At 68.9% G+C, this 23380-nt stretch carries 24 protein-coding genes; 17 read left to right on the forward strand and 7 right to left on the reverse strand.

Translation table 11 applies throughout. The features are described 5' to 3' along the window. Positions 1-3: 3 nt before the first annotated feature. Complete coding sequence (locus ACI6GS_RS06150) at positions 4-519, reverse strand: acyloxyacyl hydrolase (protein WP_439816905.1); 516 nt, start codon at positions 517-519, stop codon at positions 4-6. Positions 520-723: 204 nt separating this feature from the next. Between ACI6GS_RS06150 and ACI6GS_RS06155 the strand changes: the two genes are divergently transcribed. Continuing rightward, positions 724-912: a hypothetical protein gene (locus ACI6GS_RS06155; protein ID WP_439816906.1), complete on the forward strand. Its 189-nt coding sequence runs from the start codon at positions 724-726 to the stop codon at positions 910-912. A gap of 10 nt (positions 913-922) precedes the next feature. On the opposite strand, the gene ACI6GS_RS06160 is transcribed toward ACI6GS_RS06155, so the two are convergent. Then, positions 923-1633, reverse strand: a complete 711-nt coding sequence (locus tag ACI6GS_RS06160) for a phosphatase PAP2 family protein (RefSeq protein WP_439816907.1) — start codon at positions 1631-1633, stop codon at positions 923-925. A 284-nt stretch (positions 1634-1917) separates the two neighbouring features. On the opposite strand from ACI6GS_RS06160, the gene ACI6GS_RS06165 reads away from it, so the two are divergent. The 11 genes from ACI6GS_RS06165 to ACI6GS_RS06215 all read left to right on the forward strand — a co-directional run bounded on the left by ACI6GS_RS06165 (position 1918) and on the right by ACI6GS_RS06215 (position 12933). Beyond that, complete coding sequence (locus ACI6GS_RS06165; RefSeq protein ID WP_439816908.1) at positions 1918-2577, forward strand: transglutaminase-like cysteine peptidase; 660 nt, start codon at positions 1918-1920, stop codon at positions 2575-2577. An 89-nt stretch (positions 2578-2666) separates the two neighbouring features. Further along, positions 2667-3695 (forward strand): COX15/CtaA family protein, encoded by a 1029-nt coding sequence (locus ACI6GS_RS06170; protein ID WP_439816909.1) that lies wholly within the window; start codon positions 2667-2669, stop codon positions 3693-3695. A 141-nt stretch (positions 3696-3836) separates the two neighbouring features. Further along, a complete protein-coding gene (locus tag ACI6GS_RS06175; protein ID WP_439816910.1) occupies positions 3837-5078 on the forward strand; it encodes an MFS transporter in 1242 nt (413 codons plus the stop codon). A gap of 87 nt (positions 5079-5165) precedes the next feature. Then, positions 5166-5582 carry a flagellar biosynthesis repressor FlbT gene (locus ACI6GS_RS06180; protein ID WP_439816911.1) on the forward strand — a complete coding sequence of 139 codons (417 nt, stop codon included), beginning with the start codon at positions 5166-5168 and terminating at the stop codon, positions 5580-5582. Between the two features lies 1 nt (position 5583). Next, complete coding sequence (locus ACI6GS_RS06185) at positions 5584-6645, forward strand: hypothetical protein (RefSeq protein WP_439816912.1); 1062 nt, start codon at positions 5584-5586, stop codon at positions 6643-6645. A gap of 90 nt (positions 6646-6735) precedes the next feature. Then, positions 6736-7659, forward strand: a complete 924-nt coding sequence (locus ACI6GS_RS06190) for an aminotransferase class IV (protein WP_439816913.1) — start codon at positions 6736-6738, stop codon at positions 7657-7659. A gap of 324 nt (positions 7660-7983) precedes the next feature. Further along, positions 7984-8205, forward strand: a complete 222-nt coding sequence (locus tag ACI6GS_RS06195) for a type II toxin-antitoxin system HicB family antitoxin (RefSeq protein ID WP_439816914.1) — start codon at positions 7984-7986, stop codon at positions 8203-8205. 212 nt (positions 8206-8417) lie between these two features. Beyond that, the gene (gene fliQ / locus ACI6GS_RS06200; RefSeq protein ID WP_439816915.1) at positions 8418-8687 is read left to right on the forward strand and encodes a flagellar biosynthesis protein FliQ; all 270 of its coding nucleotides are present in this window, start codon (positions 8418-8420) and stop codon (positions 8685-8687) included. 9 nt (positions 8688-8696) lie between these two features. Next, a complete protein-coding gene (fliR, locus tag ACI6GS_RS06205; RefSeq protein WP_439816916.1) occupies positions 8697-9458 on the forward strand; it encodes a flagellar biosynthetic protein FliR in 762 nt (253 codons plus the stop codon). Then, complete coding sequence (flhB, locus tag ACI6GS_RS06210; RefSeq protein WP_439816917.1) at positions 9458-10531, forward strand: flagellar biosynthesis protein FlhB; 1074 nt, start codon at positions 9458-9460, stop codon at positions 10529-10531. The genes fliR and flhB overlap by 1 nt, the downstream gene beginning before the upstream one ends. Continuing rightward, the gene (locus ACI6GS_RS06215; RefSeq protein WP_439816918.1) at positions 10528-12933 is read left to right on the forward strand and encodes a response regulator; all 2406 of its coding nucleotides are present in this window, start codon (positions 10528-10530) and stop codon (positions 12931-12933) included. The genes flhB and ACI6GS_RS06215 overlap by 4 nt, the downstream gene beginning before the upstream one ends. 12 nt (positions 12934-12945) lie before the next feature. Here ACI6GS_RS06215 and hemW read toward each other — a convergent pair whose 3' ends face one another. Genes hemW through rph form a run of 3 tightly spaced genes read right to left on the reverse strand, consistent with a single transcriptional unit; the run spans position 12946 to position 15490 of the window. Beyond that, positions 12946-14106 carry a radical SAM family heme chaperone HemW gene (gene hemW / locus ACI6GS_RS06220; protein WP_439816919.1) on the reverse strand — a complete coding sequence of 387 codons (1161 nt, stop codon included), beginning with the start codon at positions 14104-14106 and terminating at the stop codon, positions 12946-12948. Positions 14107-14163: 57 nt separating this feature from the next. After that, positions 14164-14769 (reverse strand): RdgB/HAM1 family non-canonical purine NTP pyrophosphatase, encoded by a 606-nt coding sequence (gene rdgB / locus ACI6GS_RS06225; protein WP_439816920.1) that lies wholly within the window; start codon positions 14767-14769, stop codon positions 14164-14166. Position 14770: 1 nt separating this feature from the next. Next, positions 14771-15490 carry a ribonuclease PH gene (gene rph, locus ACI6GS_RS06230; RefSeq protein ID WP_439816921.1) on the reverse strand — a complete coding sequence of 240 codons (720 nt, stop codon included), beginning with the start codon at positions 15488-15490 and terminating at the stop codon, positions 14771-14773. Positions 15491-15631: 141 nt separating this feature from the next. Between rph and hrcA the strand changes: the two genes are divergently transcribed. From hrcA to ACI6GS_RS06250, 4 genes are all read left to right on the forward strand, one after another. Then, positions 15632-16660: a heat-inducible transcriptional repressor HrcA gene (hrcA, locus tag ACI6GS_RS06235; protein WP_439817937.1), complete on the forward strand. Its 1029-nt coding sequence runs from the start codon at positions 15632-15634 to the stop codon at positions 16658-16660. 55 nt (positions 16661-16715) lie between these two features. Next, the gene (grpE, locus tag ACI6GS_RS06240) at positions 16716-17315 is read left to right on the forward strand and encodes a nucleotide exchange factor GrpE (RefSeq protein WP_439817938.1); all 600 of its coding nucleotides are present in this window, start codon (positions 16716-16718) and stop codon (positions 17313-17315) included. Positions 17316-17572: 257 nt separating this feature from the next. After that, on the forward strand, positions 17573-17770 hold the full coding sequence (locus ACI6GS_RS06245) for a hypothetical protein (protein ID WP_439816922.1): 198 nt from the start codon (positions 17573-17575) through the stop codon (positions 17768-17770). Between the two features lie 206 nt (positions 17771-17976). Beyond that, complete coding sequence (locus ACI6GS_RS06250; protein WP_439816923.1) at positions 17977-19518, forward strand: AMP-binding protein; 1542 nt, start codon at positions 17977-17979, stop codon at positions 19516-19518. Between the two features lie 19 nt (positions 19519-19537). Here the strand turns inward: ACI6GS_RS06250 and ACI6GS_RS06255 are convergent, their stop codons facing one another. Beyond that, entirely contained in the window at positions 19538-19999 is a 462-nt protein-coding gene (locus tag ACI6GS_RS06255; RefSeq protein WP_439816924.1) for a GNAT family N-acetyltransferase, read from the reverse strand. A 73-nt stretch (positions 20000-20072) separates the two neighbouring features. Then, positions 20073-21974, reverse strand: coding sequence for a YbaL family putative K(+) efflux transporter (ybaL, locus tag ACI6GS_RS06260; RefSeq protein WP_439816925.1), 1902 nt, complete (start codon positions 21972-21974; stop codon positions 20073-20075). Positions 21975-22121: 147 nt separating this feature from the next. On the opposite strand from ybaL, the gene ACI6GS_RS06265 reads away from it, so the two are divergent. Beyond that, the gene (locus tag ACI6GS_RS06265) at positions 22122-23372 is read left to right on the forward strand and encodes an aminotransferase class III-fold pyridoxal phosphate-dependent enzyme (RefSeq protein ID WP_439816926.1); all 1251 of its coding nucleotides are present in this window, start codon (positions 22122-22124) and stop codon (positions 23370-23372) included. Positions 23373-23380 lie beyond the last annotated feature (8 nt).

Here is a 23380-nt window from a genome sequence, read left to right on the forward strand (position 1 = left end):
CGGTCAGTTGCCGAACAGGCTGCCGAGCGGGGCGACGTAGGTCAGCGCCACGCTTTCGACGCCCGGATTGCGGTCGGTGATGCCGGCGTTCGAGATGTGGTTGAAGCTGACGGCGATGCGGCCGCCATTGTCCAGCGGCAGGCCGATCTCGATCTGGCTGCGGAACTCGATCACGCTGCCGATGTCCTTGCCATCGCCTTCGTGGAACAGGCCGGGGGCAAAGCTGGGCGTGATGATGATCGGGCCCAGGGGGATGTCCCACAGGACGCCGATGAAGCCGTGCAGCGCGCCATCCGTCGTCACCATGCCGCCGGCGAAGGGATGGGCATAGAGGAACGAGGCGCCGGAGCGGTATTCCAGCCGAAACTCCGCCGCGTCATCGTCCCGGTGCAGCACGTCGAACCAGCCCGCGCTGAAGGCCAGTGAATCGCCCTCCTGCGCCAAGGCCGGGCCGGTCCCAACGGACGCCGTGCCCAAGAGCGCCGCCAGCGCCGCGATTGCAAATTGTCCTGCCCGCACGTTGGTCCCCCGACCGATCTTTGCACGGGACATTAGGGCCGAAGCGGTGGTGCCGTCCATAGCGCGGCCCCACGGCCACCCAGGGCCGCTTGGAGGTTGGGGCCTGGCCGCCGGCGGACGCGTACGGGATAATTTCGACACAGCCCTTGCGCGAAACTTGGAGTTGCCTCCATCTTTCGCGTCATGGGACGCCACGCCGATCGCATGATCCACCGTGCCGCGCGTCGGGTGCTGACCGCACACGGCGCGGGCGCGCTGTCGTTCTGCGAATCGCGTGCGCGCGAGCGACTGCGTGCCGGCGACAGCCAGGCCTTCTGCCTGTGGTTCCGGATCCGGGCCGTGGTCGAGGCGCAGCAGTTGGCACGCCCCGGCCTGGGCCGGCGGCTGAACTGAGGGTGCCGCGTCAGTCGCCGCGCCGGCCGCGGGCCAGGACCGCAACCATCCAGCAGAACAGGGCCCAGGCCGCGCCGGCCGTCCATCCGGCCAGCACGTCGCTGGGATAGTGCACGCCAAGATAGATCCGGCTGAGCCCGACGAGAAGCGTGAGGCCGACGGCCAGCCCCATCAGGTAGATCTTGCGCGCGGTGTCCGCCTCCACCTTCGCGACAAGGGCGCCAAGCGTGAGGTAGGTCGCGGCCGAGACCATGGCATGGGCGCTGGGAAAGCTGGACGTGTAGACGTCGACGCCATGCGCCACCAGGTCGGGCCGTGGCCGCAGGAAGACCGACTTCAGCAGCGTGTTCAGCGCCAGCGCGCCACCGCCCGCCGCGATCGCCACCAGCGCCTGCCCGCCACGGCGGCGCATCGCCAGATAGGCCGCGGTCGCCAGGGTGACCAGCGCCAGGACCGTGATGCTGCCCAGCGCCGTCACGTCGGTCAGTGCCACCTGCAGCCACAGCGGGCCGATCGGCTGGGCGTGGTCGCCCGGCTGGCGAAGCGCCAGCAGGATCGCCTCGTCCAGGGCCTGGGTCTCGCCCTCCATGACCTCGGACGCCAGTGCCAGGACCAGGCTGCCCAGGCCCACTGCCGCCAGGAAGATGCCCAGGATGACCGCCTCGCGCCGCCGCGCCAGAGGCAGCAGGAGGGTGCGGAAGGTCTGCAGCAAGGATGGCATGAGGGCGACGGGCACTCCTGTTGCGCGCCACGAACATGGGGCGCGGGGACTCCGGGGCCAAGGGGCTGGCATTGTCCGCCGGCCGATCACGGCAATGACACTGGCCCGTTATTGTGCAGCGCGATAGAACCGGAAGGGGCAGGGGGAGACTGACTCGGCATGATCGTTGTTCGCGCCTTGAGTGTCGGGATGGCTGGTCAGGCGGGCCGGGCCACGGCATCGGAATGGCTGCGAACCGCATGGCGGCACCCCGGTTCCCTGGCCCGTGATGGCGGGGGCAGCGAGTGAGCGCGCGGCGCCGGTCTGCCGGCGGGCCGGCCTGGCGGGGGATCCTGCTGGCGCTGGTCCTGGGTGTGGGCATGTGTGGTGTGGGCCCGGGCGCTGCGTGGGCCTCGACCGACCGCACGCTGGGCGAGGCAACGGGTCGCAGCGTGATCCCGGTGTCGCTGGTCGCAACCCCCGTCTGGGCCGATGTCGTCGCCCGCATGGCGCGCATGAAGGAGGCCCGGCCCTGCACCGCCAATACCTATGGCGCGTGCCCCTTGCGCGAATTCCAGGCGGCGCTGTTCCGCATGGGCGCGCAGCCGCGGATCCGCCAGTTGGCCAGTGTCCATCGCCTGGTGAACGCGGTGCGCTATGTCAGTGATGGCGACAATTACGGTCGTGACGACTATTGGGCGACGCCGCGACAGTTCTTCTATCGCGGTGGCGATTGCGAGGACTATGCGATCGCCAAGATGTGGGCGCTGCTGCAGCTGGGTTTCCACCCCGCTTCGATGAAGGTGCTGGTCCTGCGCCATGCGGGGCGTGGCATCGACCATGCCGTGCTGCAGGTCGAGCTGGACGGCAGCACCTATATCCTGGACAACGAGAAGGCGCGCATCGGCGGCCCCGTCCTGCTCCAGGGCTTCGAGACGATCTACGGCGTCAGCTTCGGCGGCTGAGCCGGAGGCTGTCGGCGCCCTGCGCGCAACCGCGCATGTGGTACCGGGTCGCAATGGCCGCGCCGGGGGCAATCCCTAATGTGGCGGCCATGACGCTCAGCATGGCCGCACCCGGGATGGACCTGCCGCCGCAGCGGCGCGCCGTGGCGGCGTGGCTGCTGCTGGTCTATGCCCTGATCTTCGTGATGGTGCTGGTCGGCGGGATGACCCGCCTGACCGATTCCGGACTGTCCATCGTCGAGTGGAAGCCGGTGACCGGGATCGTGCCGCCGCTGAGCCAAGCCGACTGGGACGGCGAATTCGCCAAGTACAAGGCCAGCCCGCAATACCAGTTGCAGAACCACGGCATGGCGCTGGACGAGTTCAAGGCGATCTACTGGTGGGAATGGTCGCACCGCGCCTTTGGCCGCCTGATCGGCTTTGCCTTTGCCGTGCCGCTGCTGATCTTCTGGGTGCGCGGGGCGATCGACCGGTCGCTGGGCCTGCGCCTGGTCGGGATCCTGGTCCTGGGCGGGATGCAGGGGGCGCTGGGCTGGTTCATGGTGGCCAGCGGCCTGGTCGACCGGGTATCGGTCGCGCCGACCCGGCTGGCCGCGCACCTGGGCCTGGCGGTGTTGCTGCAGGCGCTGGTCCTGTGGACGGCGATGGACGTTGCCGGCTCTACCCGCCGCCGTGGCCGGGGGCGAGAGGCCCTGTGGGCCTGGGCCTTTGCCGGGTTCGTCTTCCTGCAGATGATCTCGGGCGCGCTGGTCGCCGGCATGGACGCGGGCCTGGTCTATACGACATGGCCGCTGATGGATGGGCGCCTGCTGCCGCTGGACTTGATGGACGACCCGCACGCGGCCCTGCAGCTGGTGCATCGCCTGATGGCCTATGTGGCGGTGGCGGGGGGCGTTGCCTTCGGCATCGCCATCTGGCGTCGCCATCCCTGGGGCCGGGCGCACCAGTTGGGGATTGCCATCGCCGTCATGGTCCTGGTCCAGGCGGGGATCGGCATCGCCACCCTGCTGCACGCCGTGCCGCTGCCCCTGGGCGTGCTGCACCAGGCCGGGGCGCTGGTCCTGTTCAGCCTGGCGATCGCGGCGCTGCACGCCCTGACCGGGCCGAAGAGCGCCTGAGCGGGTAAGCCTGGCCGGGGCCAGTTCGATCGGCGGCGGCCTGGAAACCGGGACATCCCGGCGCGGCCTACACACCTGCCGTGCGGGACCGGCATGGCCGTCGGGGATGACGCGGACGCGACGCCGGGGCACCATCGTCGCATGACGATCAACGCAGAAGCGGCCGGGACCGGCGGGCGCTCCGGCCCGGGCTTGGCCCTTGGCCTGTCGGCGCTGGGCCATGCCTATTCCCACCTGACCATGCTGCTCTATGCGACCGTGGTCCTGGTCCTGGCGCGCGAATGGCAGGTGCCGTACGACGACCTCGCCTGGCTCTCGATCCCCGCCTATGTGCTGTTCGGCCTGGGCGCCCTGCCGGCGGGATGGCTGGGCGACCGCTGGAGTTCCGCCGGGATGATGGCGGTGTTCTTCTTTGGCGTGGGGGGCGGCTGCATCGTGGCAGGCCTGGCCACCGGTCCCATGGGGCTGCTGGCTGGCCTGGCCCTGATCGGGCTCTTCGGCTCGATCTACCACCCCGTCGGCATCGCTTGGCTGGCGCGGCAGGCGCGGAACACGGGCCGCGCCTTTGGCATCAATGGGGTGTTCGGCAGCCTGGGCACCGCCGGGGCGGCGGCGACCGCGGGCGTGCTGGCCGACCTGTGGGGCTGGCGGGCCGCGTTCCTGGTGCCGGGGGCCGTCATCCTGGCGACGGGGGCGGTGTTCGTCGCGCTGATGGCCAGCGGCCATATCCGCGACGGCCAGGCGCTGGCCAAGCCCGCTGCTGCCGCGCCCTCGCGCGCCGACGTGCGCCGCGCCTTCTGGGTGCTGACGGTCACCATGATCATGGGCGGGCTGATCTTCCAGTCGGTCTCGGTCGGCCTGCCCAAGCTGTTCGAGGAGCGGCAGGTGGGCGCGCTGCTGGGGGGTGCCACGGGCGTCGGCCTGATGGTCAGCCTGGTCTATGCCCTGTCGGCGGTTGCCCAGGTCGTGGGAGGCGAACTGTCCGACCGCCATTCCCTGCGCCTGGTCTATTTCCTGGCGCAGCTGCTGCAGGTGCCGGTGGCGCTGCTGGCGGCCGGCCTGGGCGGGCCTGGGCTGGTCGCGGCGGCGACGGTCATGGTCTCGCTCAACGCGGCCTCCACCCCGGCCGAGAACGCGCTGCTGGCGCGCTACACGCCCGAGCGGTGGCGGGGTCGGGCCTTTGGCGTGAAGTTCCTGCTGACGCTGGGCGTCTCGTCCGTCGGCGTGTCGCTGGCGCCGCTGCTCTATGCCCGGTTCGGCACGCTGGACGCGCTGCTGGTCGTGGTCGCGGCCTTTGCCGCGGTCGCAGCCGTCTTTGCCGTGCTGCTGCCGGCCGATCGGCGCCAGCCGCGCGCGCTGCCCATGGTGTCGCCCGCCGAGTGAAGGCATGCTGTGCACCTATTCGGATGGGTTGCACTGCGAACCACGCAGACGGCGGGTCGTGGCGACCCAGCGGGGCAGGGAGGAAGCATGGAGCAGGCTGAGCTGACCAAGGTGGTCCTGAAGCCCGGCGAGCGGGTGCTGGTCAACGGCACCCTGATCGAGATGGCTGAGGACGGGTTGAAGATCGACCCGCGCGCCGTCTGGCTGACCGACGAATCCATCCTGAAGCCGGAGGAGGCGAATTCCCCCGCGCGGCGCGTCCATCTGCTGGTCCAGGCGATCTATCTGGACCCCACGCAGTATGACGAGGTCTATCCCCAGGTCGTCTCCGCCATGGGCGAGATCGTGCGCACGACCATGCTGCGCGAAGTGATCGACAACATGGAACTGGTGTTCCAGTTGCTGCAGGATCGCCGCTTCGACATGGCGCTCAAGGCGTCCGCCGCCCTGGTGGCGTTCGAGACTGCCTTGCTGCGCGAGTATCCCTCGGGAGCGTCACTCTGAGATGAGCAGGCTTGGTGTGTTGCGGCGGGCGCTTGGCCTGCTGGTCGTGGCGGGCGTGGCGCTGGGTGCGATCGCCCTGGCGTCGGCCGAGGCGCAGGCCCAGCGCCGCTTCCTTCGCGCGGACCTGGGCAGCCTGTTCCGCTGGGAGGGGCAGCCGGCGACGGCGGTGATCGGCGGCCGGACCTTCTTCGACGATCCCGCGACCGAGGCCGTGCTGGCGCCCGTCATCGGCAGCGCCAACTATGCCTATCTGCGCGACCGCATGATCCGCTCGCTGCCGGTGACGCGTGTCGGCGATTCCCTGATTGCCGCCGCGTGCCTGCCGGAAGCCTGCGCCAGCACCAACACAGCGGTGATCATCGATACCGTGCGCGGCGACGTCTATGCCTGCGAATGGGAGCAGGGCACCCGCACTTGGTCGTCGAGCATCTATGCCCCGGTCGTGGTGGGGGGACTGCCCTCGCGCACGGGCTGCTTCAGCAACGATCCCGTGATGGCGCGCTTTGCCGAGCGGCTGGGCCGCGGCGGCATCGACCGTCAGTTCGAGGTGCGCAAGTTCGAGCCGCCGGCCAGCGTGTTCGACCGCCCGCCGCCCCCGCCGGTCGCCCAGAAGCCGACCTATGCGCCGCCGGCGTCACCGGTCGGCACCAACTTCTTCACCGGTTCGCCCGACTGGGCCGGGACGATCGTGAACGACGTGGGCTATGACGCCTGCCTGGTCTCGCGCCTGTACCCTGAGGGCTCGGCCCTGTTCGTGCGCATGTCACGCCGCGACACGTCGTTCTCCGTGCAGCGCTATGGCCTGCGCTGGCAGGCGGGCGCCAGCTATGGCATCCGCATCAGCGTGGACAACCGGCCACCGCTGGCGCTGTCGGCCGTGGGCGCGCCCGGCGACGTGCTGGTCGTGGAGTTCCCCCCCAACCACCGCGTCCTCCTGGACCTGCTGGGCAAGGGCGGACGCATCAGCATCCTGACCGACTTCGGCGTGATCGGGCCGCTGAGCCTGGCTGGCAGCGGCAAGGCCGTGCAGGCGCTGTCCGACTGCTTCTATCGCCTGCGCTGAACGACGGGCGGCACCGAAGGCCAGGGAAACGCCCTGGGGAAACGCCAAGGGACCATATTCAGCGGTCGAGCGACCGGAGAGGCTGTGGCGATGACTGTCCTGGCAAACGAGCGGATTGCGTATTTCAACGGCAACTACGTGCCCGAGCGCGAGGTCGTGGTCAGTTTCCGCGACGCCAGCTTCATCGGCGGCGATGCCGGTTTCGACACCACGCGCACCTTCAACAAGCGCATCTTCAAGCTGGACGAGCACCTGGACCGGTTCTACCGGACCTTGCGCTATCTCGACATTGATCCCGGCCTGAGCAAGGCCGAGATGAAGGCGATCTCGATCGAGGTGTTCGAGCGCAACCGCCACCTGCTGGGGCCGGACGAAGACTATTGGCTGAGCCAGCGGGTGACGCGCGGGCAGGACAAGTGGGCGGCCGACGGCGTCGCCACGCCCACCGTGATCGTGGAATGCCAGGCGCTGCCCTATGCCAAGCGGGCCCCCCTCTATCGCGACGGGATCGAGGTCATCGTCCCCTCGATCCGGCGCACGCCGCCCGATGCCTTGAGCCCGCAGGCCAAGACGCACAACTACCTGAACCTGATCATGGCCGACCGCGAGGTGAAGGCCCACAACCCCAAGGCCTGGGCCGTCCTGCTGGACGCCTATGGCAACCTGACCGAGGGGCTGGGCTCGAACCTGTTCCTGGTCAGCGACGGGCGTCTGCTGACCCCCCGCACGCACTTCGTTCTGCCGGGCATCAGCCGCCAGACGGTCTATGAACTGGCCGAGGACCTGGGCATCCCGCTGGTCGAGAAGGATATCGACCTGTTCGACGCCTATAACGCGGACGAGGCGTTCCTGACCTCCACCAGCCTCTGCATCTGCCCGGTCAAGAGCATCAACGGCCGCAAGCCGGCGGACAAGGGGATTCCCGGCCCGGTGACGAAGCGCCTGCTGGATGCCTATTCCCGGCTTGTCGACTGCGACATTGCGGGCCAGTACCTGAAGCACCTGAAGGACTGAGGGCAACCTTTCGCCCGGCCCTTTGTGGCCGGGCGGGGGTGGCGCGGCCGCCGCTGCAGCATATGGAGGCAGGATGTCTCCGGGGCGATAGCGCCTTGCCGCGATGCGCGCGAATCCGCAGGGCGACTGGACGATTGACGATGTGCGGGTGGTGTGCGCCGCATATGACCTGCAATTCAGGACGGTGACTTCCGGATCCCACACGACAATCTCACATGAGTCGCAAGAGGCCATCCTGACAATTCCGGCGCGGCGTCCAATCAAACCGGTCTATGTGAGAATGCTTGTGTCCTATGTGGATAGAGTGGAGCCGAGGAGAGGATGATGGACGAGGCTGACTACCCTGTCATCGTCAGGCGCCTGCCCCAGAGCGAAGGCGGCGGTTTCATCGCCATCGCCCCCGATCTTCCGGGGTGCGTGGCCGACGGCGAAACGGATGTCCAGGCCCTGATGGACATACGCGAAGCGATTGCGGCATGGGTCGAGCACGCCAGGGAAATGGGCCGCCCGGTCCCCGCTCCGACGCAGGAACGCCGGTACGCCTAGCGGGCTGGACCCCTTTGCTGACGGTTGAACCATCCTGTCTCCGCTAGTCCCATGCGGCGTCCTGCTCCTGTGGCTCGTGCATGCTGTCCGGACCGGCCTGTGGGATGCCGCCGCTGTCGTCGCCGATTCCTGCCAACCAGAAAATGGTCTAGGCTCCAGTCATCCTCGTCACGGCGGACGGGCGACCGGGTGCGGCAGGTGGCGGAGGAGCGATGACCGGGGCTGAGGTGATCGATGTCGGCCGGGATGCGCTGCTGGTCACGCTGATGGTGTCCGCGCCGGTGATGCTGGTCGCCCTGGGTGTCGGCCTGGTGATCTCGCTGTTCCAGGCCCTGACCCAGATCCAGGAAATGACGCTGACCTTCGTGCCCAAGATCCTGGCGATCTATGCGGCATTGCTGCTGTTCATGCCCTTCATGGGCCGCACGATGGCGGCGTTCATGGCCCGCATATCCGACCGCATCGTCTCTGGCGGCGGCTGAGCCATCCCCATGATGACGCTGGCGGATGTCCAGCCGATGCTGTTCGGGTTCATGCTGGTCTTTGCCCGGATCGGGGCGGCGCTGATGCTGATGCCCGCGATCGGCGAGGCGACGATGCCGGCGACCGTGCGGCTGGCGCTGGGCCTGCTGCTGAGCGTCGCCGCCTATGGCGTGGTCGGCGGCCGCCTGCCGCCGGAGCCGGCGCAGGCCATGGCGCTGGTCCCCCTGGTCGGGGGTGAGGTGCTGACCGGGCTTATGATCGGCGGCCTGGCGCGGGCGATGATGGCGGCTCTGTCCGTCGCCGGGAACATCATCGGCATGCAGTCGGGCCTGTCCTTCGCCATGAACTATGACCCGGCGATGGGGCAGCAGTCGGCGATCATCGGCAACTTCATGACCCTGGTCGCGACCGCCTCGATCTTCGTGACCGACCTGCACCACCTGCTGATCGCGGCGATGGTCGGAAGCTATACGACCATGCCGCCCGGCATGCTGGCGGCGACCGGGGACGTGGCGCAGGTGGGCGTGCAGATCGTGGCGCAGGCCTTCCTGCTGGGGGTGCAGATCGGCGCGCCGTTCCTCGTCTATGGCATGGTGTTCAATGTTGGCCTGGGCATGCTGAACCGCCTGATGCCGACGCTGCAGGTGTTCTTCGTGGCCCTGCCGATGCAGGTCATCTCGACCTTCCTGCTGTTCGCGCTGGTCCTGCCGCTTGCCATCGCCTGGTACCTGAGCCATTTCCAGGACCAGATGCAACGGCTGGTGCCCTGATGGCCGGCGAGGACGACTCCGACAAGACGGAAGAGGCCAGCCCACGCAAGCTGGAACAGGCGCGCGAGCGGGGCGAGGTTCCCTCCAGCCAGGAGGTGAACCACTGGTTCATGCTGCTGGGCGCGACCGCCATGGTCGCCCTGTTCGGCGGCACCATCGCCGGGTCGCTGTCGCGCGAGTTCGCGGCCTTCCTTGACGGGGTGGGCACGCAGGCGGTCGATGGCGGCACGCTGATGGGCGAGATGCGCACGATCGGCCTGGTGATGATGGCGGCGCTGGGCCTGCCGTTCCTGTGCCTGATCGTGGCGGCGATCGGCGGTCACATGGTGCAGAAGCCGATGATGTTCACGGCGGACCGCATCGCCCCCAAGTTCTCCAAGATCTCGCCGATGGCGGGGCTGAAGCGCCAGTTCTCGAGCAAGGCGCTGGTCGAGTTCGCCAAGGGCCTGCTTAAGATCACGCTGGTCGGCATTGCCGTCCTGGCCCTGCTGTGGCCGGAGCGGGACCGCATCGCAGGGCTGGTGACGGTGCCGGTGGACCAGGCGCTGCTCCTGGGGCGCGACCTGGTCCTGGAGGCGCTGCTGGTGGCGCTGATCATGATGGGCGTCATCGCCGGGGCTGACTATTTCTGGCAGCGCTTCAGCTTCATGCGCGAGCAGCGCATGTCCAAGCAGGAGGTCAAGGACGAGCGCAAGCAGTCCGACGGCGATCCCATGGTCAAGGGGCGCCTGCGCCAGATCCGCCTGGAACGCTCGCGCCGGCGGATGATGGCGGCGGTGCCCACGGCGGACGTGGTCATCACGAACCCCACGCACTATGCCGTGGCGCTGAAGTATGATGGCCAGACGATGGCGGCGCCCAAGGTGGTGGCAAAGGGGGTCGACGCCGTGGCCGCGCGCATCCGCGCCCTGGCGGAGGAGAACAATGTCCCGCTGGTCGAGAATCCACCTTTGGCCCGTGCCCTGCACGCGTCGGTCGAACTGGACCGCGAGGTGCCGACCGAGCACTACCGCGCGGTGGCCGAGGTGATCGGCTATGTCATGCGCCTGAAGCGGGGCCGGGGCCGCCCGTGACCTCATCCCCAAAGACAGGCGAGGCACCCCGGCCGCCAGGCGCGCGGGGCTGGCTGTCGGCCCGCCGCCCGACCTTCTGGCCGACGGTCGCCATCAACATTGCGGGCGTTCTGATCCTGTTCGTCGAGGCGGCCAAGGGAGAGGTTCTGCTGGCCGGGGTGATGGCGGGGGCGCTGGCGCTCGCCAATGCCGTGGCGGTCATGGTCAATGCACGGATCGGACCGGCGGAAGGCCACGGCTTTTCCGGACCGATGCTGCGCGCGGTGCTGGGGGAATCCGACGAACCGCGGCTGGTCACCGACCGCGAGGGCCGGGTGCTGCACGCCAATCCGGCCTGGCGCACGCTGCTGGGCCCCAGCTTCGAGCACGAGCCCACCTTGCGCGACCTGCCCGGCCTGGACCCGCTGGCGGTGGAGGCGCTGGACCGCCTGGCCGCCGGCGCACTGGGTACGGCGGGCGTCACGCTGCGCCTCTCGCGTCCGCTGCAGGGCAGCCGGCATGTCGCCATCACCGCGGTGCCGCTGGCCGGGCCGGACGGCCTGGTCCTGTGGACTGTGGCGCCCCGGCTGGCGCGGCCGCAGGGCGTGGCCCGGGCCTTCGACCATGCGGGCCTGGGCTGGTTCGAGGCCAATGCCGATGGTGCGATCGACCTGGCCAACCACACGCTGGCTGGCTGGCTGGGCCTGCAGGTGGAGGCGTTCAACACCGCCCGCATCCAGCTGGATGAGATCCTGAGCCTGGAGGATGGCGGCGGACCGCGCCGCATCGGCCGCCTGCGCACCGAGCGGCAATCGGCCTTCCCGGTCGAGGTCGTCGAGTTGCCGGCGGAGGCCGCCTGGCGCAGTGCCGGCGTGGTGCGCGACCTGCGCAGCGAAGCCGCCCTGCGCGACGCCTTCGCCGTGGCCCAGGCGCGTTTCGACCGCTTCTTCAACGACGCGCCCATCGCCATCGCGGTGATCGACGGCGAGGGCGCAGTGATCGAGGCGAACGCCGCGTTCTCGGCCCTGGCGACGGGGCGGCGAGACGTGACCGCCGTGCTGGACAAGCCCATCGTGCAGTTCCTGCTGGCCGAGGACCGCGGCGTGGCAAAGGCCCTGCAGCCCGGAGCCGTGCCCCCCGTCAACGCGACGGAGGTGCGCTTCCGCGGGCCGCCCGAACGCGTCGCCCAGCTCTATTCCAGCCCACACCAGGCGCCGATCGGCGGGGCCATCCTGTTCCTGCTGGACACGACGGAGCAGAAGAACCTGGAACTGCAGTTCGCGCAGAGCCAGAAGATGCAGGCGGTGGGCCAGCTGGCCGGTGGCATCGCGCACGACTTCAACAACCTGCTGACCGCCATCATCGGCTTTTCGGACCTGCTGCTCACGCGCTTCTCGGCCGGCGATCCGGCGTTCGCCGACCTGATGCAGATCAAGCAGAACGCCAACCGTGCCGCCAACCTGGTGCGCCAGCTGCTCGCCTTCTCGCGCCAGCAGACGCTGCGGCCCAAGGTCATCGACGTGACCGACGTGCTGGCGGAGCTGTCGAACCTGCTGCGCCGGCTGATCGGCGAGAACATCCAGCTGAACATGATCCATGGCCGCGACCTGGGCCTGGTCAAGGTCGATCCGGGCCAGCTGGACCAGGTGATCATCAACCTGGCGGTGAACGCGCGGGACGCCATGACCACGGGCGGCGTGCTGACCATCCGCACCAGCAACGTGCCGGCGGCCAAGGTGGCGGAACTTGGCAATTCGCTGATGCCGCAGACCGACTTCGTCCTGATCGAGGTCAGCGACACCGGCATGGGCATCCCGAAGGAGAACCTGGGCAAGATCTTCGAGCCGTTCTTCACGACCAAGGAAGTGGGCGCCGGCACCGGGCTTGGCCTGTCGACCGTCTATGGCATCGTCAAGCAGACGGGCGGCTTCATCTTCCCGTTCAGCGAGGACGGGCGCGGCGCCACCTTCCAGATCTACCTGCCGCGCCACCTGGCGGTGGAGGAGCCCGCCGCCGCGGCCGAAGCCGACAGCCCCAATGCCCGCGACCTGACGGGCAAGGGCACGATCCTGCTGGTCGAGGACGAGGATGCGGTGCGCGTCTTCGCCGCCCGCGCGCTGCGCAACAAGGGCTATACCGTGCTGGAGGCCAACTCGGGCGAGGCGGCGCTGGAGATCGTGACCGACAAGTCGGAGCAGATCGACCTGCTGATCAGCGACGTGGTGATGCCCAACATGGACGGGCCGACGCTGATCAAGCACGCCAAGCGCCACCGGCCCAACATGCGCATCGTCTTCATCTCCGGCTATGCCGAGGAAGCCTTCCGCCGCAACCTGGACAAGGACGAGGCCTTCAGCTTCCTGCCCAAGCCGTTCAGCCTGAAGCAGCTGGCCGCCAAGGTGAAGGAAGCGATCGGGGTATAGTCAGGCAAGGCCCTATGCCGGCAGGATCTGGGCCAGGATGGCATTGAGGACGGGCAGGCCGCGGGGCGTGACACGAAGGTGGGTCGGCTGCACGTCGAGAAGGCCTGCCGCGGCCAGCCGGTCCAGGCGCAAGGCATCCACCTGGTCGCGCCAGGGTCCGGGAAGGCGGGCCTGGAGCGGCCCCAGGTCCAGCCCCTGGGTCAGGCGCAGGCCCATCATCAGGCGCTCCGTCACCTCGTCCGCCAGTGGCACGACCTCGCTCGCCTCGGTTCCCCCCGCCGCGTTGCCGCTTTCCACCTGGTCCAGCCAGCGCTCGGGCGCGCGAATGGCGCGGGTGGCAAGGCGCATCCCGTCCAGGATCAGCCGGCCATGTGCGCCGGGCCCGATGCCGACATAGTCGCGACCCTGCCAATAGGCGAGGTTGTGGCGGCACTCGAAGCCGGGCCGGGCATGGTTCGACACTTCATAGGCCGTCAGGCCCGCCTCGCCGCACAGGCCTTGCGTCACCTCGTACATCTCGGCACCCGCATCCTCGTCCGGCAGGCGCAGCGCGCCGCGCGCGGCCAGGCCGTGGAAGGGGGTCCCCTCCTCGATCGTCAGCTGGTAGAGCGACAGGTGGTCGGGACCCAGGGCCAGCGCTTCGGCCAGTTCGCTGCGCCAGTCGGCGACCGTCTGGCCCATGCGGGCATAGATCAGGTCGAACGACATGCGGGGGAACAGCGCGCGGGCAGTGGCGATCGTGGCGCGCGCCTCGGCCACGTCGTGCTGGCGGCCCAGGGCGGCCAGGTCGGCGCCGCGCAGGGCCTGAACGCCAATCGACAGGCGATTGACCCCACAGGCGCGAAAGGCGGCCAGGCGCTCCGCCTCGGCGCTCGTGGGGTTGGCCTCCATCGTGATCTCGCAGTCCTGGTCCACGGTCCAGGTGCGGGCGATCGCGTCCAGCACGGCCTGGACGGTGGCCGGCGCCATCAGGCTGGGCGTGCCGCCGCCGAAGAAGATGCTGGTGACGTGGCGACCGGGCAGCATGGCGCCGTGGCGCGCAACCTCCCGCGCCAGGGCCGTGGCCCAGGCGGCATGGTCCACCGCCGGCCGGACGTGGCTGTTGAAGTCGCAATAGGGGCACTTGGCCTTGCAGAACGGCCAATGCACATAGACGGCGAGCGGTTCGCTCATGATGTGGATCGGTTTGGGGGCAACGCGAACAGGTCCACCTCTGGTGGGACTTGAACCTCAGTCCAGGCAGGCGGCCTTCAGCTTGGCGAAGGCCTGGGCGCGGTGGCTGATCGCATCCTTCGCCTCGGGCGTCATCTCGCCAAAGGTCCGGGTGCCGCCGTCGGGCACGAAGACGGGGTCATAGCCGAAGCCATGCTCGCCTCGCGGGGGCCAGACGGCCGTGCCGTGCACTTCCCCCCGGAAAGCGACGGCGTCGCCATCGGGCCAGGCGATGGCCAGGACGCAGGTGAACCAGGCGCGCCGCGCTTCCGGCGTGGTGGCGCGGCGTGCCTGCAGGGCGGCCTCGACCTTGCGCATGGCGACCGCGAAGTCCTTGGACGGTGCAGCCCAGCGGGCCGAATAGATGTCGGGGGCACCGCCCAACGCCTCCAGGCTGAAGCCCGAATCGTCGGACAGCGCGGGCAGGCCGGCGGCGTGCGCCGCGGCACGCGCCTTGAGCAGGGCGTTGGCTTCGAACGTGCTGCCGGTCTCCTCCGGCTCTGGCAGGCCCAGGGCGCCGGCGGAGACGAGTTCGATGCCGAATGGCGCCATCAGGGCGTGGAATTCCCGGACCTTGCCCGCATTGTGGCTGGCCAGGACCACACGCCCGTGGAGCCGCCGCATGTCAGTACAGGCCGAGGGCCTGGCGCTGGTAGCCGGTCAGGCGGGCAATGCCCTGCTTGGCAAGCGCCAGCATGCCGATCAGCTTGTCCTCGCCAAAGCTGTCGTGCTCGGCCGTGGCCTGGATCTCGACCAGCGTGCCGCGCCCCGTGATCACGAAGTTCGCGTCGGCGTCGGCCGTCGAATCCTCGGAATAGTCGAGGTCGAGAACCGGCCGCCCCTTGATCAGGCCGCACGAGATGGCGGCGACTTCCGTAATCATGGGCAGGGCCTGGAGCTGGCCGCGGTTCATCAGCGTCTCGCATGCCTGGTAGAGGGCGACATAGGCCCCGGTGATCGAGGCGGTTCGGGTGCCGCCGTCTGCCTGGATCACGTCGCAGTCGATGCGGATCTGCCGCTCGCCCAGCGCCACCAGGTCGATCGCGGCACGCAGCGAACGGCCGATCAGGCGCTGGATTTCCTGGGTGCGGCCCGACTGCTTGCCGCGCGAGGCCTCGCGCTCGGTCCGCGTATGCGTGGAGCGGGGCAGCATGCCATACTCGGCCGTGATCCAGCCGCGGCCCTTGTCGCGCAGCCAGGGCGGCACCCGCGTCTCGACACTGGCCGTGCACAGGACGTGGGTGTCGCCAAAACGCACCAGGCACGAGCCTTCGGCATATTTGGCGATGCCGGGCTCAAGAGAGACAGGGCGAAGCGCGTCGTCTGCGCGGCCATCATTACGCATGCGGCAAGGCTCCTGCCCGAAAAGCTGACTGACATAATGTGTCGGCGCGCCCACGTAAAGGCGAACCGCCCGAAGGCACGGGGCCGAATTGACGCTTGGCCCCTGTCTCCCTAGATTTCGCGCGGATGACCGGACCCCATGATGATCCAGGAGCTTAACGAACGATCCCGCCAGATCTTCCGCTACATCGTCGAATCGTACCTGGAGACGGGTGAGCCCATCGGCTCGCGCACGCTGTCGCAGAAGCTGCGCTACAACCTCTCGCCGGCGTCGATCCGCAACACGATGTCGGACCTGGAACAGGCGGGGCTGTTGTTCTCGCCCCATACCTCGGCCGGTCGCGTGCCGACGGAGGCGGGCCTGCGCATGTTCGTCGACGGCCTGCTGGAGATCGGCAACCTGACCCCGGACGAGCGGCAGTCGATCGCCGCCCGCGTCACAGAAAGCGGCCGCACGGTCGAGGACATGCTGACCGAGGCGACGCGCATGCTCTCTGGCCTGTCGCACTGCGCAGGGCTGGTCCTGGCGCCCAAGCAGGACAAGCCGCTGCGCCATGTCGAGTTCGTGGGACTGTCGGATACCCGTGCCCTGGTCGTGATCGTGACGGTCGACGGCACGGTCGAGAACCGGGTGATCGAACTCGAACCCGGCATGACGCCCAGCACGCTGCGCCAGGCCACCAACTACCTGAACGCGCGCGTGGCCGGCCGCACCATCGCCGAGGCCCGGGGCCAGATCACGGCGGAGCTGGAGCGCAACCGGGCCGAGCTGGACCTGCTGTCCGCGCGGCTGGTCGAGGCGGGGCTGGCGGTGCGCGGCGGCGACGCCATGACCCTGATCATCAGCGGCCAGGCCCGGCTGCTGGAGGAACTGAGTGCGGTCGAGGACCTTGAACGGGTGCGCCGCCTGTTCGACGACCTGGAGGCCAAGCGCGACCTGGCCGCCCTGCTCGACCGGGCGCAGGAGGCGGAGGGCGTGCGCATCTTCATCGGGTCCGAGAACCAGCTGTTCAGCCTGTCGGGCTCGTCCGTGATCGTGGCGCCGTTCGGCACCGCGCAGGACCAGATCCTGGGCGTGATCGGCGTCATCGGACCCACGCGGGTCAATTACGGCCGCGTCATCCCCATGGTCGACTACACGGCCAAGGTGATCGGCCGGCTGATCGGTTGAGGGCAGGGAAGGTCCGCTTCCCGCCCGTTTCTTGGCAAGGACAGGGTTGTTGAGCATGAACGAACAGGACCAGACGCCGCCGCCCGAGGAGAAGCCGGCGGAGGGCAATGGCGAGATCCGGGCCGAGGCGCAGACCCCGGAGCCCGCGGCCGAGGCGCCGCCGGCCGAGGATGCGTCGGCCGTTCTCATCGCCGAGCTGAAGGACCGGCTCCTGCGCGCCATGGCCGAGACGGAGAACGTGCGGCGGCGCGCGGAGCGTGAGCGCGAGGACCAGGCCAAGTACGCCGTGACCGGCTTTGCCCGCGAACTGTGCCAGGTGGCGGACAACCTGCGCCGCGCGGTCGAGGCGGTGCCCGCGGACGAGCGGCGCGAGGGCAGCACCGTCGCCACCCTGCTGGACGGCGTGGAACTGACCGAGCGAAGCCTGCTATCGGCCTTCGAGAAGCATGGCATCCGGGTGGTGAACCCGCTGGGCCAGCGCTTCGACAGCAATTTCCATCAGGCGATGTTCGAGGTGCCGGGCACCGACCAGCCGGCGGGTACCGTCGTCCAGGTCATCCAGATCGGCTACGTGATCCACGACCGCCTGCTGCGCCCCGCCCTGGTCGGCGTCGCCCAGGGCCAGCCGGCGCCCCGCGTCGATACGGTGGCGTGAAACGAGGGCTCAGAGCCTGATGGTTGTGGGTGCGATCGCGCCCACAGACCCAACTGAACAACCTCATCCTGAGGAGGCGGCTCTGCCGCCGTCTCGAAGGATGGGCCGCCAGCGCTGGTGGCCCATCCTTCGAGGCTACGCTGCGCTCCGCACCTCAGGATGAGGTCGTCAGAATAGGCATCGGACTATGGGGATCCGGTTTCGCCTGAACATGGTCCGCATTAATTTTCACACAGACCGTCTGAACTAAGGTCTGGATGTTCGCGGACAACCTGGAAGTAGAAATGTTCGGACAAAGTCCTCATGACTTCTCCGACGGCGCACAAAAGTTCCGTCCGCTGGTGGTCATCGCCGATTGCCCGGACCGCTTCGTCGAGCCTACTGATCGCTGGATCGAAGCTGGCGACTGCATCGAGCAAGCGTTTCGCTTCATCTCCGGTCAGGCTCATCCCTGACTCCTTCGGCATCCGCCTTATCCCCACCCGCTGGTGGCTTCCCCTTCGGCTTGGGCACTGCGGCCTGGCCCTTGCGGCGGCGGAGGTTGGCGCGGAGCGCTTCGGCCAGGCGCTGCTCCCGCGCGGAATCCTTGACGTCACCCATGGCGGGATGCTTCACCGCAGCCGGGGACGCGCTGGCTGCGCACACCATGGGAGGAGACAACATGCATCCGGGCATCCATGCCAAGGCCAATCCGCAAAAGCCGGCCTACATCATGGCGGGCAGCGGCACGGTCGTCACCTATGGCGAGCTGGACGCCCAGTCGAACCGCATCGCGCATCTGTTCCGCAAGCTGGGCCTGCGGCACGAGGACAGCGTCGCGATCTTCCTGGAGAACCACCCCCTCTACCTCCAGATCGCCTGGGGCGCCCATCGCGCCGGCCAGGTCTATACCGCGATCAGCAGCCGCCTGACCCAGGCCGAGGCCGAGTACATCGTCAACGACTGCGGGGCCAAGGTGTTCATCGCCTCCAAGGCGACGGCCGAGGTGGCGCAGAAGCTGGTCGCCGCCTGCCCCAATGTCGTGAAGTTCCTGATGCTGGACGACGTCGCCCCCGGCTTCGAGAGCTTTGAGGAAGCCCTTGAGGGCCTGCCCACCACGCCGATCGCCGACGAGCTCGAGGGCGGCGACATGCTCTATTCGTCCGGCACGACGGGCCGGCCCAAGGGCGTGAAGATCCCCCTAAAGCATGAGCCGTTGGGCACGCCCAACAGCCTCTTCAACCTGTCCGTCGCCCTCTACAAGATGGATGAGAGCGTCATCTACCTGTCGCCGGCGCCGCTCTATCATGCCGCTCCCCTGCGCTTCAACATGACGGTCATGCGCATGGGCGGCACCTCCATCATCATGGAGCACTTCGACGCCGAGCAGTACCTGGCCCTGGTCGAGCGCTACAAGGTCACCCACAGCCAGCTGGTGCCGACCATGTTCGTGCGCATGCTGAAGCTCCCGGAGGCGGTCCGCGCGAAGTACGACCTGTCGACACTGCGCGTGGCGATCCACGCCGCCGCTCCCTGCCCGATCCCGGTCAAGGAGCAGATGATCGCCTGGTGGGGCCCGATCATCCTGGAATACTACGCGGGGACCGAGGGCAACGGCTTCTGTGCCATCACGTCGGAGGAATGGCTGACGCACAAGGGCTCGGTCGGGCGCTCATTCATGGGCGAGCTGCACATCCTGGACGACGACGGGACGGAGCAGCCGACGGGAGAGCCAGGCGGCATCTATTTCGCCAACGGCAATGCCTTTGCCTATCACAACGATCCGGAAAAGACGAAGTCCAGCCAGAATGCGCAAGGCTGGTCGACTTTGGGCGACATCGGCTATGTCGACGCGGAAGGGTACCTGTACCTGACCGACCGCAAGGCGAACATGATCATCTCGGGCGGGGTCAACATCTATCCGCAGGAGGCTGAGAACCTGCTCGTGACGCATCCAAAGGTGCAGGACGTCGCCGTATTCGGCGTCCCCAACGAGGATTTCGGCGAGGAGGTCAAGGCCGTCGTCCAGCCGGTCGACATGGCCGAGGCGGGGCCGGCACTGGCCGAGGAGCTGATCGCCTTCTGCCGGTCGCAGCTCTCGCCCATCAAGTGCCCGCGCTCGATCGACTTCGAGGCGGAATTGCCGCGCCACCCGACGGGCAAGCTCTACAAGCGCCTGCTCAAGGACCGCTACTGGGCCGGCCACAAGAACCGGCTGCTTTAGCGCCGGGAGAGCGGTGTCCTCAGCCCTCCAGCGCCTTCTCGAAGCAGTTGGAGCGGGGGTCGTCCTTGTAGGGACCGAAGGCGGGAATGCGGCGCCAGCCGGCAGACTGGTAGAGGCCCAGCGCCTCCTGCTGCTGGCCGCCGGTCTCCAGCACGCCGCGCCTGTGGCCGCGCTTGAAGGCCTCCGCCTCCAGGAAGTCGAGCATGGCGCGGCCATAGCCCTTCCCCCGATGGCCGGGGGCCACGAACATGCGCTTGATCTCGGCTGCCCCTTCGAACGGCTGGAAGCCGCCGGAGACGGCGGGCTGGCCGTCGATCTCGCCAATGGCGAACAGGCCGCCATCGGCCTCGAACGTGGCGGGCGTGATGCCGTTGATCGGCTGTCCCGGATAGCGACGCTGAAGGTCCTGGTCCAGGGCCGCCATCAGGGCGGCGGCTTCGGGTGCGGTCGCGGACACGACGCGAATGACGAGGGCGCTCATGCCCGCAGTCTAGCACCCCCGATGCTGCGTTGCAGCATTTCCCCGCCGCGACGCTTCGTCAGGTGGCGCGGGCTCAGGGTGCCGGACCGGGCCTGGGCGCCTCGTCACCCTCGGGCTGGGTCTGGTCGCCGGGCGGCGGGTCGACCGGACTGACGGAATCGATGATCGGCCCTTCGCGCATGGGGTCGTAGTCGGGCGGAACGGCCGGCGCGTCGGCGCTCTCGGCTGCCTTGGCTAGGTCCAGGGCGGCGCGGTTCGCTGCATGCAGCAGCATGCCCTGGGCGATCTCGCGCTCGCCCATGATGATGCGCGTGGCGCCGTGGCGCAGCAGGTGGTCGACCTGCTCGTCCGTATGGGCGCGGGCGACGATGTCCAGCCCGGGGTTCAGCACGCGGGCCTTTTCCGCGATCTGCCCGCCCTCGAACCCATCGGGCACCGTCACGAACAACTGCGAGGCAGCCTCCAGGTTCGCGGCGGAGAGGACGTCGTTGTCGACGGCGTGGCCGGTGATGACGTCGGCACCGTCGCGCCGGGCGGCGGCCACGCCGTCGGGGCGCAACTCGATCACCACCATGGGCACGCCGCGATCCTTCAGCCCCGCGCCCACCAGGCTGCCCACGCGGCCATAGCCGATGACGACCGCATGGTCGCTCAATGTGGTCGGCACCAGGTCGATCTCGGCCTTGGCTGGGGCTGCCTCCGGTGCCGCGGCCTGGGGCTTGCGGCGATCCAGCAGCATGAAGCCGATCGGGTTCAGCAGGATCGAGACCATGGCGCCGGCCAGGATGAGGTCGCGCCCGGCCTCCGGCAGAACGCCCAGGCCTACGCCAAGGCTGGCCAGGATGAACGAGAATTCGCCGATCTGGGCCAGGCTTGCCGAGATCATCAGGGCGGTCTGGTTCGAATGGCCGAACATCCGCACGATCGCGAAGGCGGCCGCCGACTTGCCCAGGACGATGATGGCGACGGTGCCCAACACGGCCAGCGGCTCGCGCAGCAGGATCGCCGGGTCGAACAGCATGCCGACGGAGACGAAGAACAGCACCGCGAAGGCGTCGCGCAGGGGCAGCGTCTCTTCCGCTGCCCGGTGGCTGAGTTCGGATTCGCTCAGGACCATGCCGGCGAAGAAGGCGCCCAGCGCGAAGGACACGCCGAACAGGGTGGAGGCGCCAAAGGCAACGCCCAGCGCAATGGCCAGCACCGCCAGGCGGAACAGCTCGCGCGAGCCGGTATGGGCAACCCAGTGCAGGATCCAGGGAATGATGCGGCGCCCGAACACCAGCATCAGGGCGACGAAGGCCGCCACCTTGCCCAGCGTGATGAGAAGCGGCCCGACCAGGCCGATCTCCCGCTCCAGGATCTGGGCCGCCTCGCCCTGCGTCGCCTCCAGCACCTGTTCGGCCGCTGGCGTGCCCAGGGCTCCCGCCACGGCGGGCAGCAGGACAAGCGCCAGGACCATCGCCAGGTCCTCGACGATCAGCCAGCCGACCGCGATGCGGCCGCGATCCGTCTCGACCAGGCGACGTTCCTGGAGCGCGCGGAGCAGTACGACGGTCGAGGCGACGGAGAGGGCCAGGCCGAAGACCAGGCCTTCAGGCGTGGACCAGCCCATGGCCAAGGCCAGGCCCCAACCCATGGCGGTGGCGACCGCGATCTGGACCACGGCGCCGGGCAGTGCGATCAGGCGCACCGCCAGCAGGTCCTTGAGCGAAAAATGCAGACCGACGCCGAACATCAGCAGGATGACGCCAAGTTCCGCCAGTTCGCTGGCCAGGTTCAGGTCGGCGACGAAGCCAGGCGTGAAGGGCCCGGCTACGACGCCGGCCAGCAGATAGCCGACCAGGGGCGACAGGCGCAACCGATGCGCGATGGCGCCGAATATGAATGCAAGAACAAGGCCTGCGACAAGAGTTCCGATCAATGGTCCGTAGTGCATTCGTCTCCCTTTGCAGCCCGGCGCGGTTGCCCCGTTCATTATGCAGGGTGAACGTTCCGCGCTGGCCCCTGCATTGCCCTGTGTGACGAAAAAGCCCGTGCGGTGTGGCATGTCTGCGCCCCCGCGCAGGCGGTTGACAGGACCCGCGGCCAGTTCCTCAACTAGCCCGTCAACAGGGGGCAAGCCATGACCGTGATCACGCCCGATGCCGGGGCCCGTACCGCCGACCAGGCCCTGCGCGCCCGGGCGCGCAGGGTGGTGCCCGGCGGCATGTGGGGCCACATGAGCGCTGCACGCCTGCCCGCCAACTATCCCCAGTTCTTCGCGAAGGGCCAGGGCTGCCGGCTGTGGGACGTCGACGGGCGGGAGTTCATCGACTTCATGTGCGCCTATGGCCCGATGATCACCGGCTATGGCGACCCGGTGGTCGATGCTGCGGCCCAGGCCCAGGGCGCGCAGGGCGACCTGATGAACGGGCCCGGGGCGGTCATGGTCGACCTGGCGGAGGCGCTGGTCGACCTGATCCCGCACGCCGACTGGGCGCTGTTCGCCAAGAACGGGGCGGACGCGACGACGACCTGCGTCACCCTTGCCCGGGCCGCCACGCAGCGGCGCAAGGTGCTGGTGGCGCGCGGCTCGTACCACGGCGCGCTACCCTGGTGTTCGCCCTCGCTGGCCGGCGTCACGGCGGAGGATCGCGCCCACCTGGTGCATTTCGACTACAACGACCCGGCCAGCGTCGCCGCCGCGGCGGCGGAGGCCGGTCCCGACCTGGCGGCGATCCTGGTCACCGCCTACCAGCACAACAACCGCACGGACCAGGCGCTGCCGACGCCCGAATTCGCGCAAGCCGTGCGCGCGGCCTGCGACGCGGCCGGCGCCGCGCTGATCCTGGACGACGTGCGCGCCGGCTTCCGCCTGCACCTGGCCGGCTCGTGGGAGCCGCTGGGCGTGCGGCCGGACCTGTCGGCCTTCAGCAAGGCGATCGCCAACGGCTATCCGCTGGCCGCAGTGGTCGGCAATGACCGGTATCGCGATGCGGCGCAGGCCATCTTCGTCACCGGCTCGTTCTGGTGCGGGGCGGCAGCCATGGCCGCTGGCCTGGCCACGCTGCAGCAGCTTAAGGCGCAGGACGCCCCGGCGCGCCTGACCGCGCTGGGCACGCGCCTGCGCAATGGCATCGACGCCCAGGCCCGGTCGCTGGGCGTGGCCTTGCGCCAGAGCGGGCCGCCGCAGATGCCGCTGATCCTGTTCGACGGCGACGATGGCCGTTTCGAGCGTGGCAACCTGTTCGTGGCCGAGGCGCTGGCCCACGGCGTGTACCTGCATCCCTGGCACAACATGTTCCTGTCGACCGCGCACACCGACGCGGACATCGATCAGGCCCTGGCCGGCATCGAACCCGCTTTGGCCGCGGTGAAACGACAGTTCGGTTGAATTTCCCC

Origin of the sequence: Zavarzinia sp. CC-PAN008 (assembly GCF_051903925.1) — a bacterium.
Taxonomy (GTDB): Bacteria; Pseudomonadota; Alphaproteobacteria; order Zavarziniales; family Zavarziniaceae.

Bases quoted from the DNA above. Each gene is read 5' to 3' on its own strand.
- grpE (WP_439817938.1), top strand. From the start codon at position 16,716: ATGAACGAACAGGACCAGACGCCGCCGCCCGAGGAGAAGCCGGCGGAG.
- ACI6GS_RS06180 (WP_439816911.1), top strand. From the start codon at position 5,166: ATGGAGCAGGCTGAGCTGACCAAGGTGGTCCTGAAGCCCGGCGAGCGG.
- fliR (WP_439816916.1), top strand. From the start codon at position 8,697: ATGATGACGCTGGCGGATGTCCAGCCGATGCTGTTCGGGTTCATGCTG.
- ACI6GS_RS06250 (WP_439816923.1), top strand. From the start codon at position 17,977: ATGCATCCGGGCATCCATGCCAAGGCCAATCCGCAAAAGCCGGCCTAC.
- ACI6GS_RS06160 (WP_439816907.1), bottom strand. From the start codon at position 1,633: ATGCCATCCTTGCTGCAGACCTTCCGCACCCTCCTGCTGCCTCTGGCG.
- ACI6GS_RS06175 (WP_439816910.1), top strand. From the start codon at position 3,837: ATGACGATCAACGCAGAAGCGGCCGGGACCGGCGGGCGCTCCGGCCCG.
- hemW (WP_439816919.1), bottom strand. From the start codon at position 14,106: ATGAGCGAACCGCTCGCCGTCTATGTGCATTGGCCGTTCTGCAAGGCC.
- ACI6GS_RS06190 (WP_439816913.1), top strand. From the start codon at position 6,736: ATGACTGTCCTGGCAAACGAGCGGATTGCGTATTTCAACGGCAACTAC.
- ACI6GS_RS06245 (WP_439816922.1), top strand. From the start codon at position 17,573: ATGTTCGCGGACAACCTGGAAGTAGAAATGTTCGGACAAAGTCCTCAT.
- ybaL (WP_439816925.1), bottom strand. From the start codon at position 21,974: ATGAACGGGGCAACCGCGCCGGGCTGCAAAGGGAGACGAATGCACTAC.
- ACI6GS_RS06265 (WP_439816926.1), top strand. From the start codon at position 22,122: ATGACCGTGATCACGCCCGATGCCGGGGCCCGTACCGCCGACCAGGCC.
- ACI6GS_RS06170 (WP_439816909.1), top strand. From the start codon at position 2,667: ATGACGCTCAGCATGGCCGCACCCGGGATGGACCTGCCGCCGCAGCGG.
- rdgB (WP_439816920.1), bottom strand. From the start codon at position 14,769: ATGCGGCGGCTCCACGGGCGTGTGGTCCTGGCCAGCCACAATGCGGGC.
- ACI6GS_RS06195 (WP_439816914.1), top strand. From the start codon at position 7,984: ATGGACGAGGCTGACTACCCTGTCATCGTCAGGCGCCTGCCCCAGAGC.
- fliQ (WP_439816915.1), top strand. From the start codon at position 8,418: ATGACCGGGGCTGAGGTGATCGATGTCGGCCGGGATGCGCTGCTGGTC.
- hrcA (WP_439817937.1), top strand. From the start codon at position 15,632: ATGATCCAGGAGCTTAACGAACGATCCCGCCAGATCTTCCGCTACATC.
- ACI6GS_RS06185 (WP_439816912.1), top strand. From the start codon at position 5,584: ATGAGCAGGCTTGGTGTGTTGCGGCGGGCGCTTGGCCTGCTGGTCGTG.
- flhB (WP_439816917.1), top strand. From the start codon at position 9,458: ATGGCCGGCGAGGACGACTCCGACAAGACGGAAGAGGCCAGCCCACGC.
- ACI6GS_RS06155 (WP_439816906.1), top strand. From the start codon at position 724: ATGATCCACCGTGCCGCGCGTCGGGTGCTGACCGCACACGGCGCGGGC.
- rph (WP_439816921.1), bottom strand. From the start codon at position 15,490: ATGCGTAATGATGGCCGCGCAGACGACGCGCTTCGCCCTGTCTCTCTT.
- ACI6GS_RS06255 (WP_439816924.1), bottom strand. From the start codon at position 19,999: ATGAGCGCCCTCGTCATTCGCGTCGTGTCCGCGACCGCACCCGAAGCC.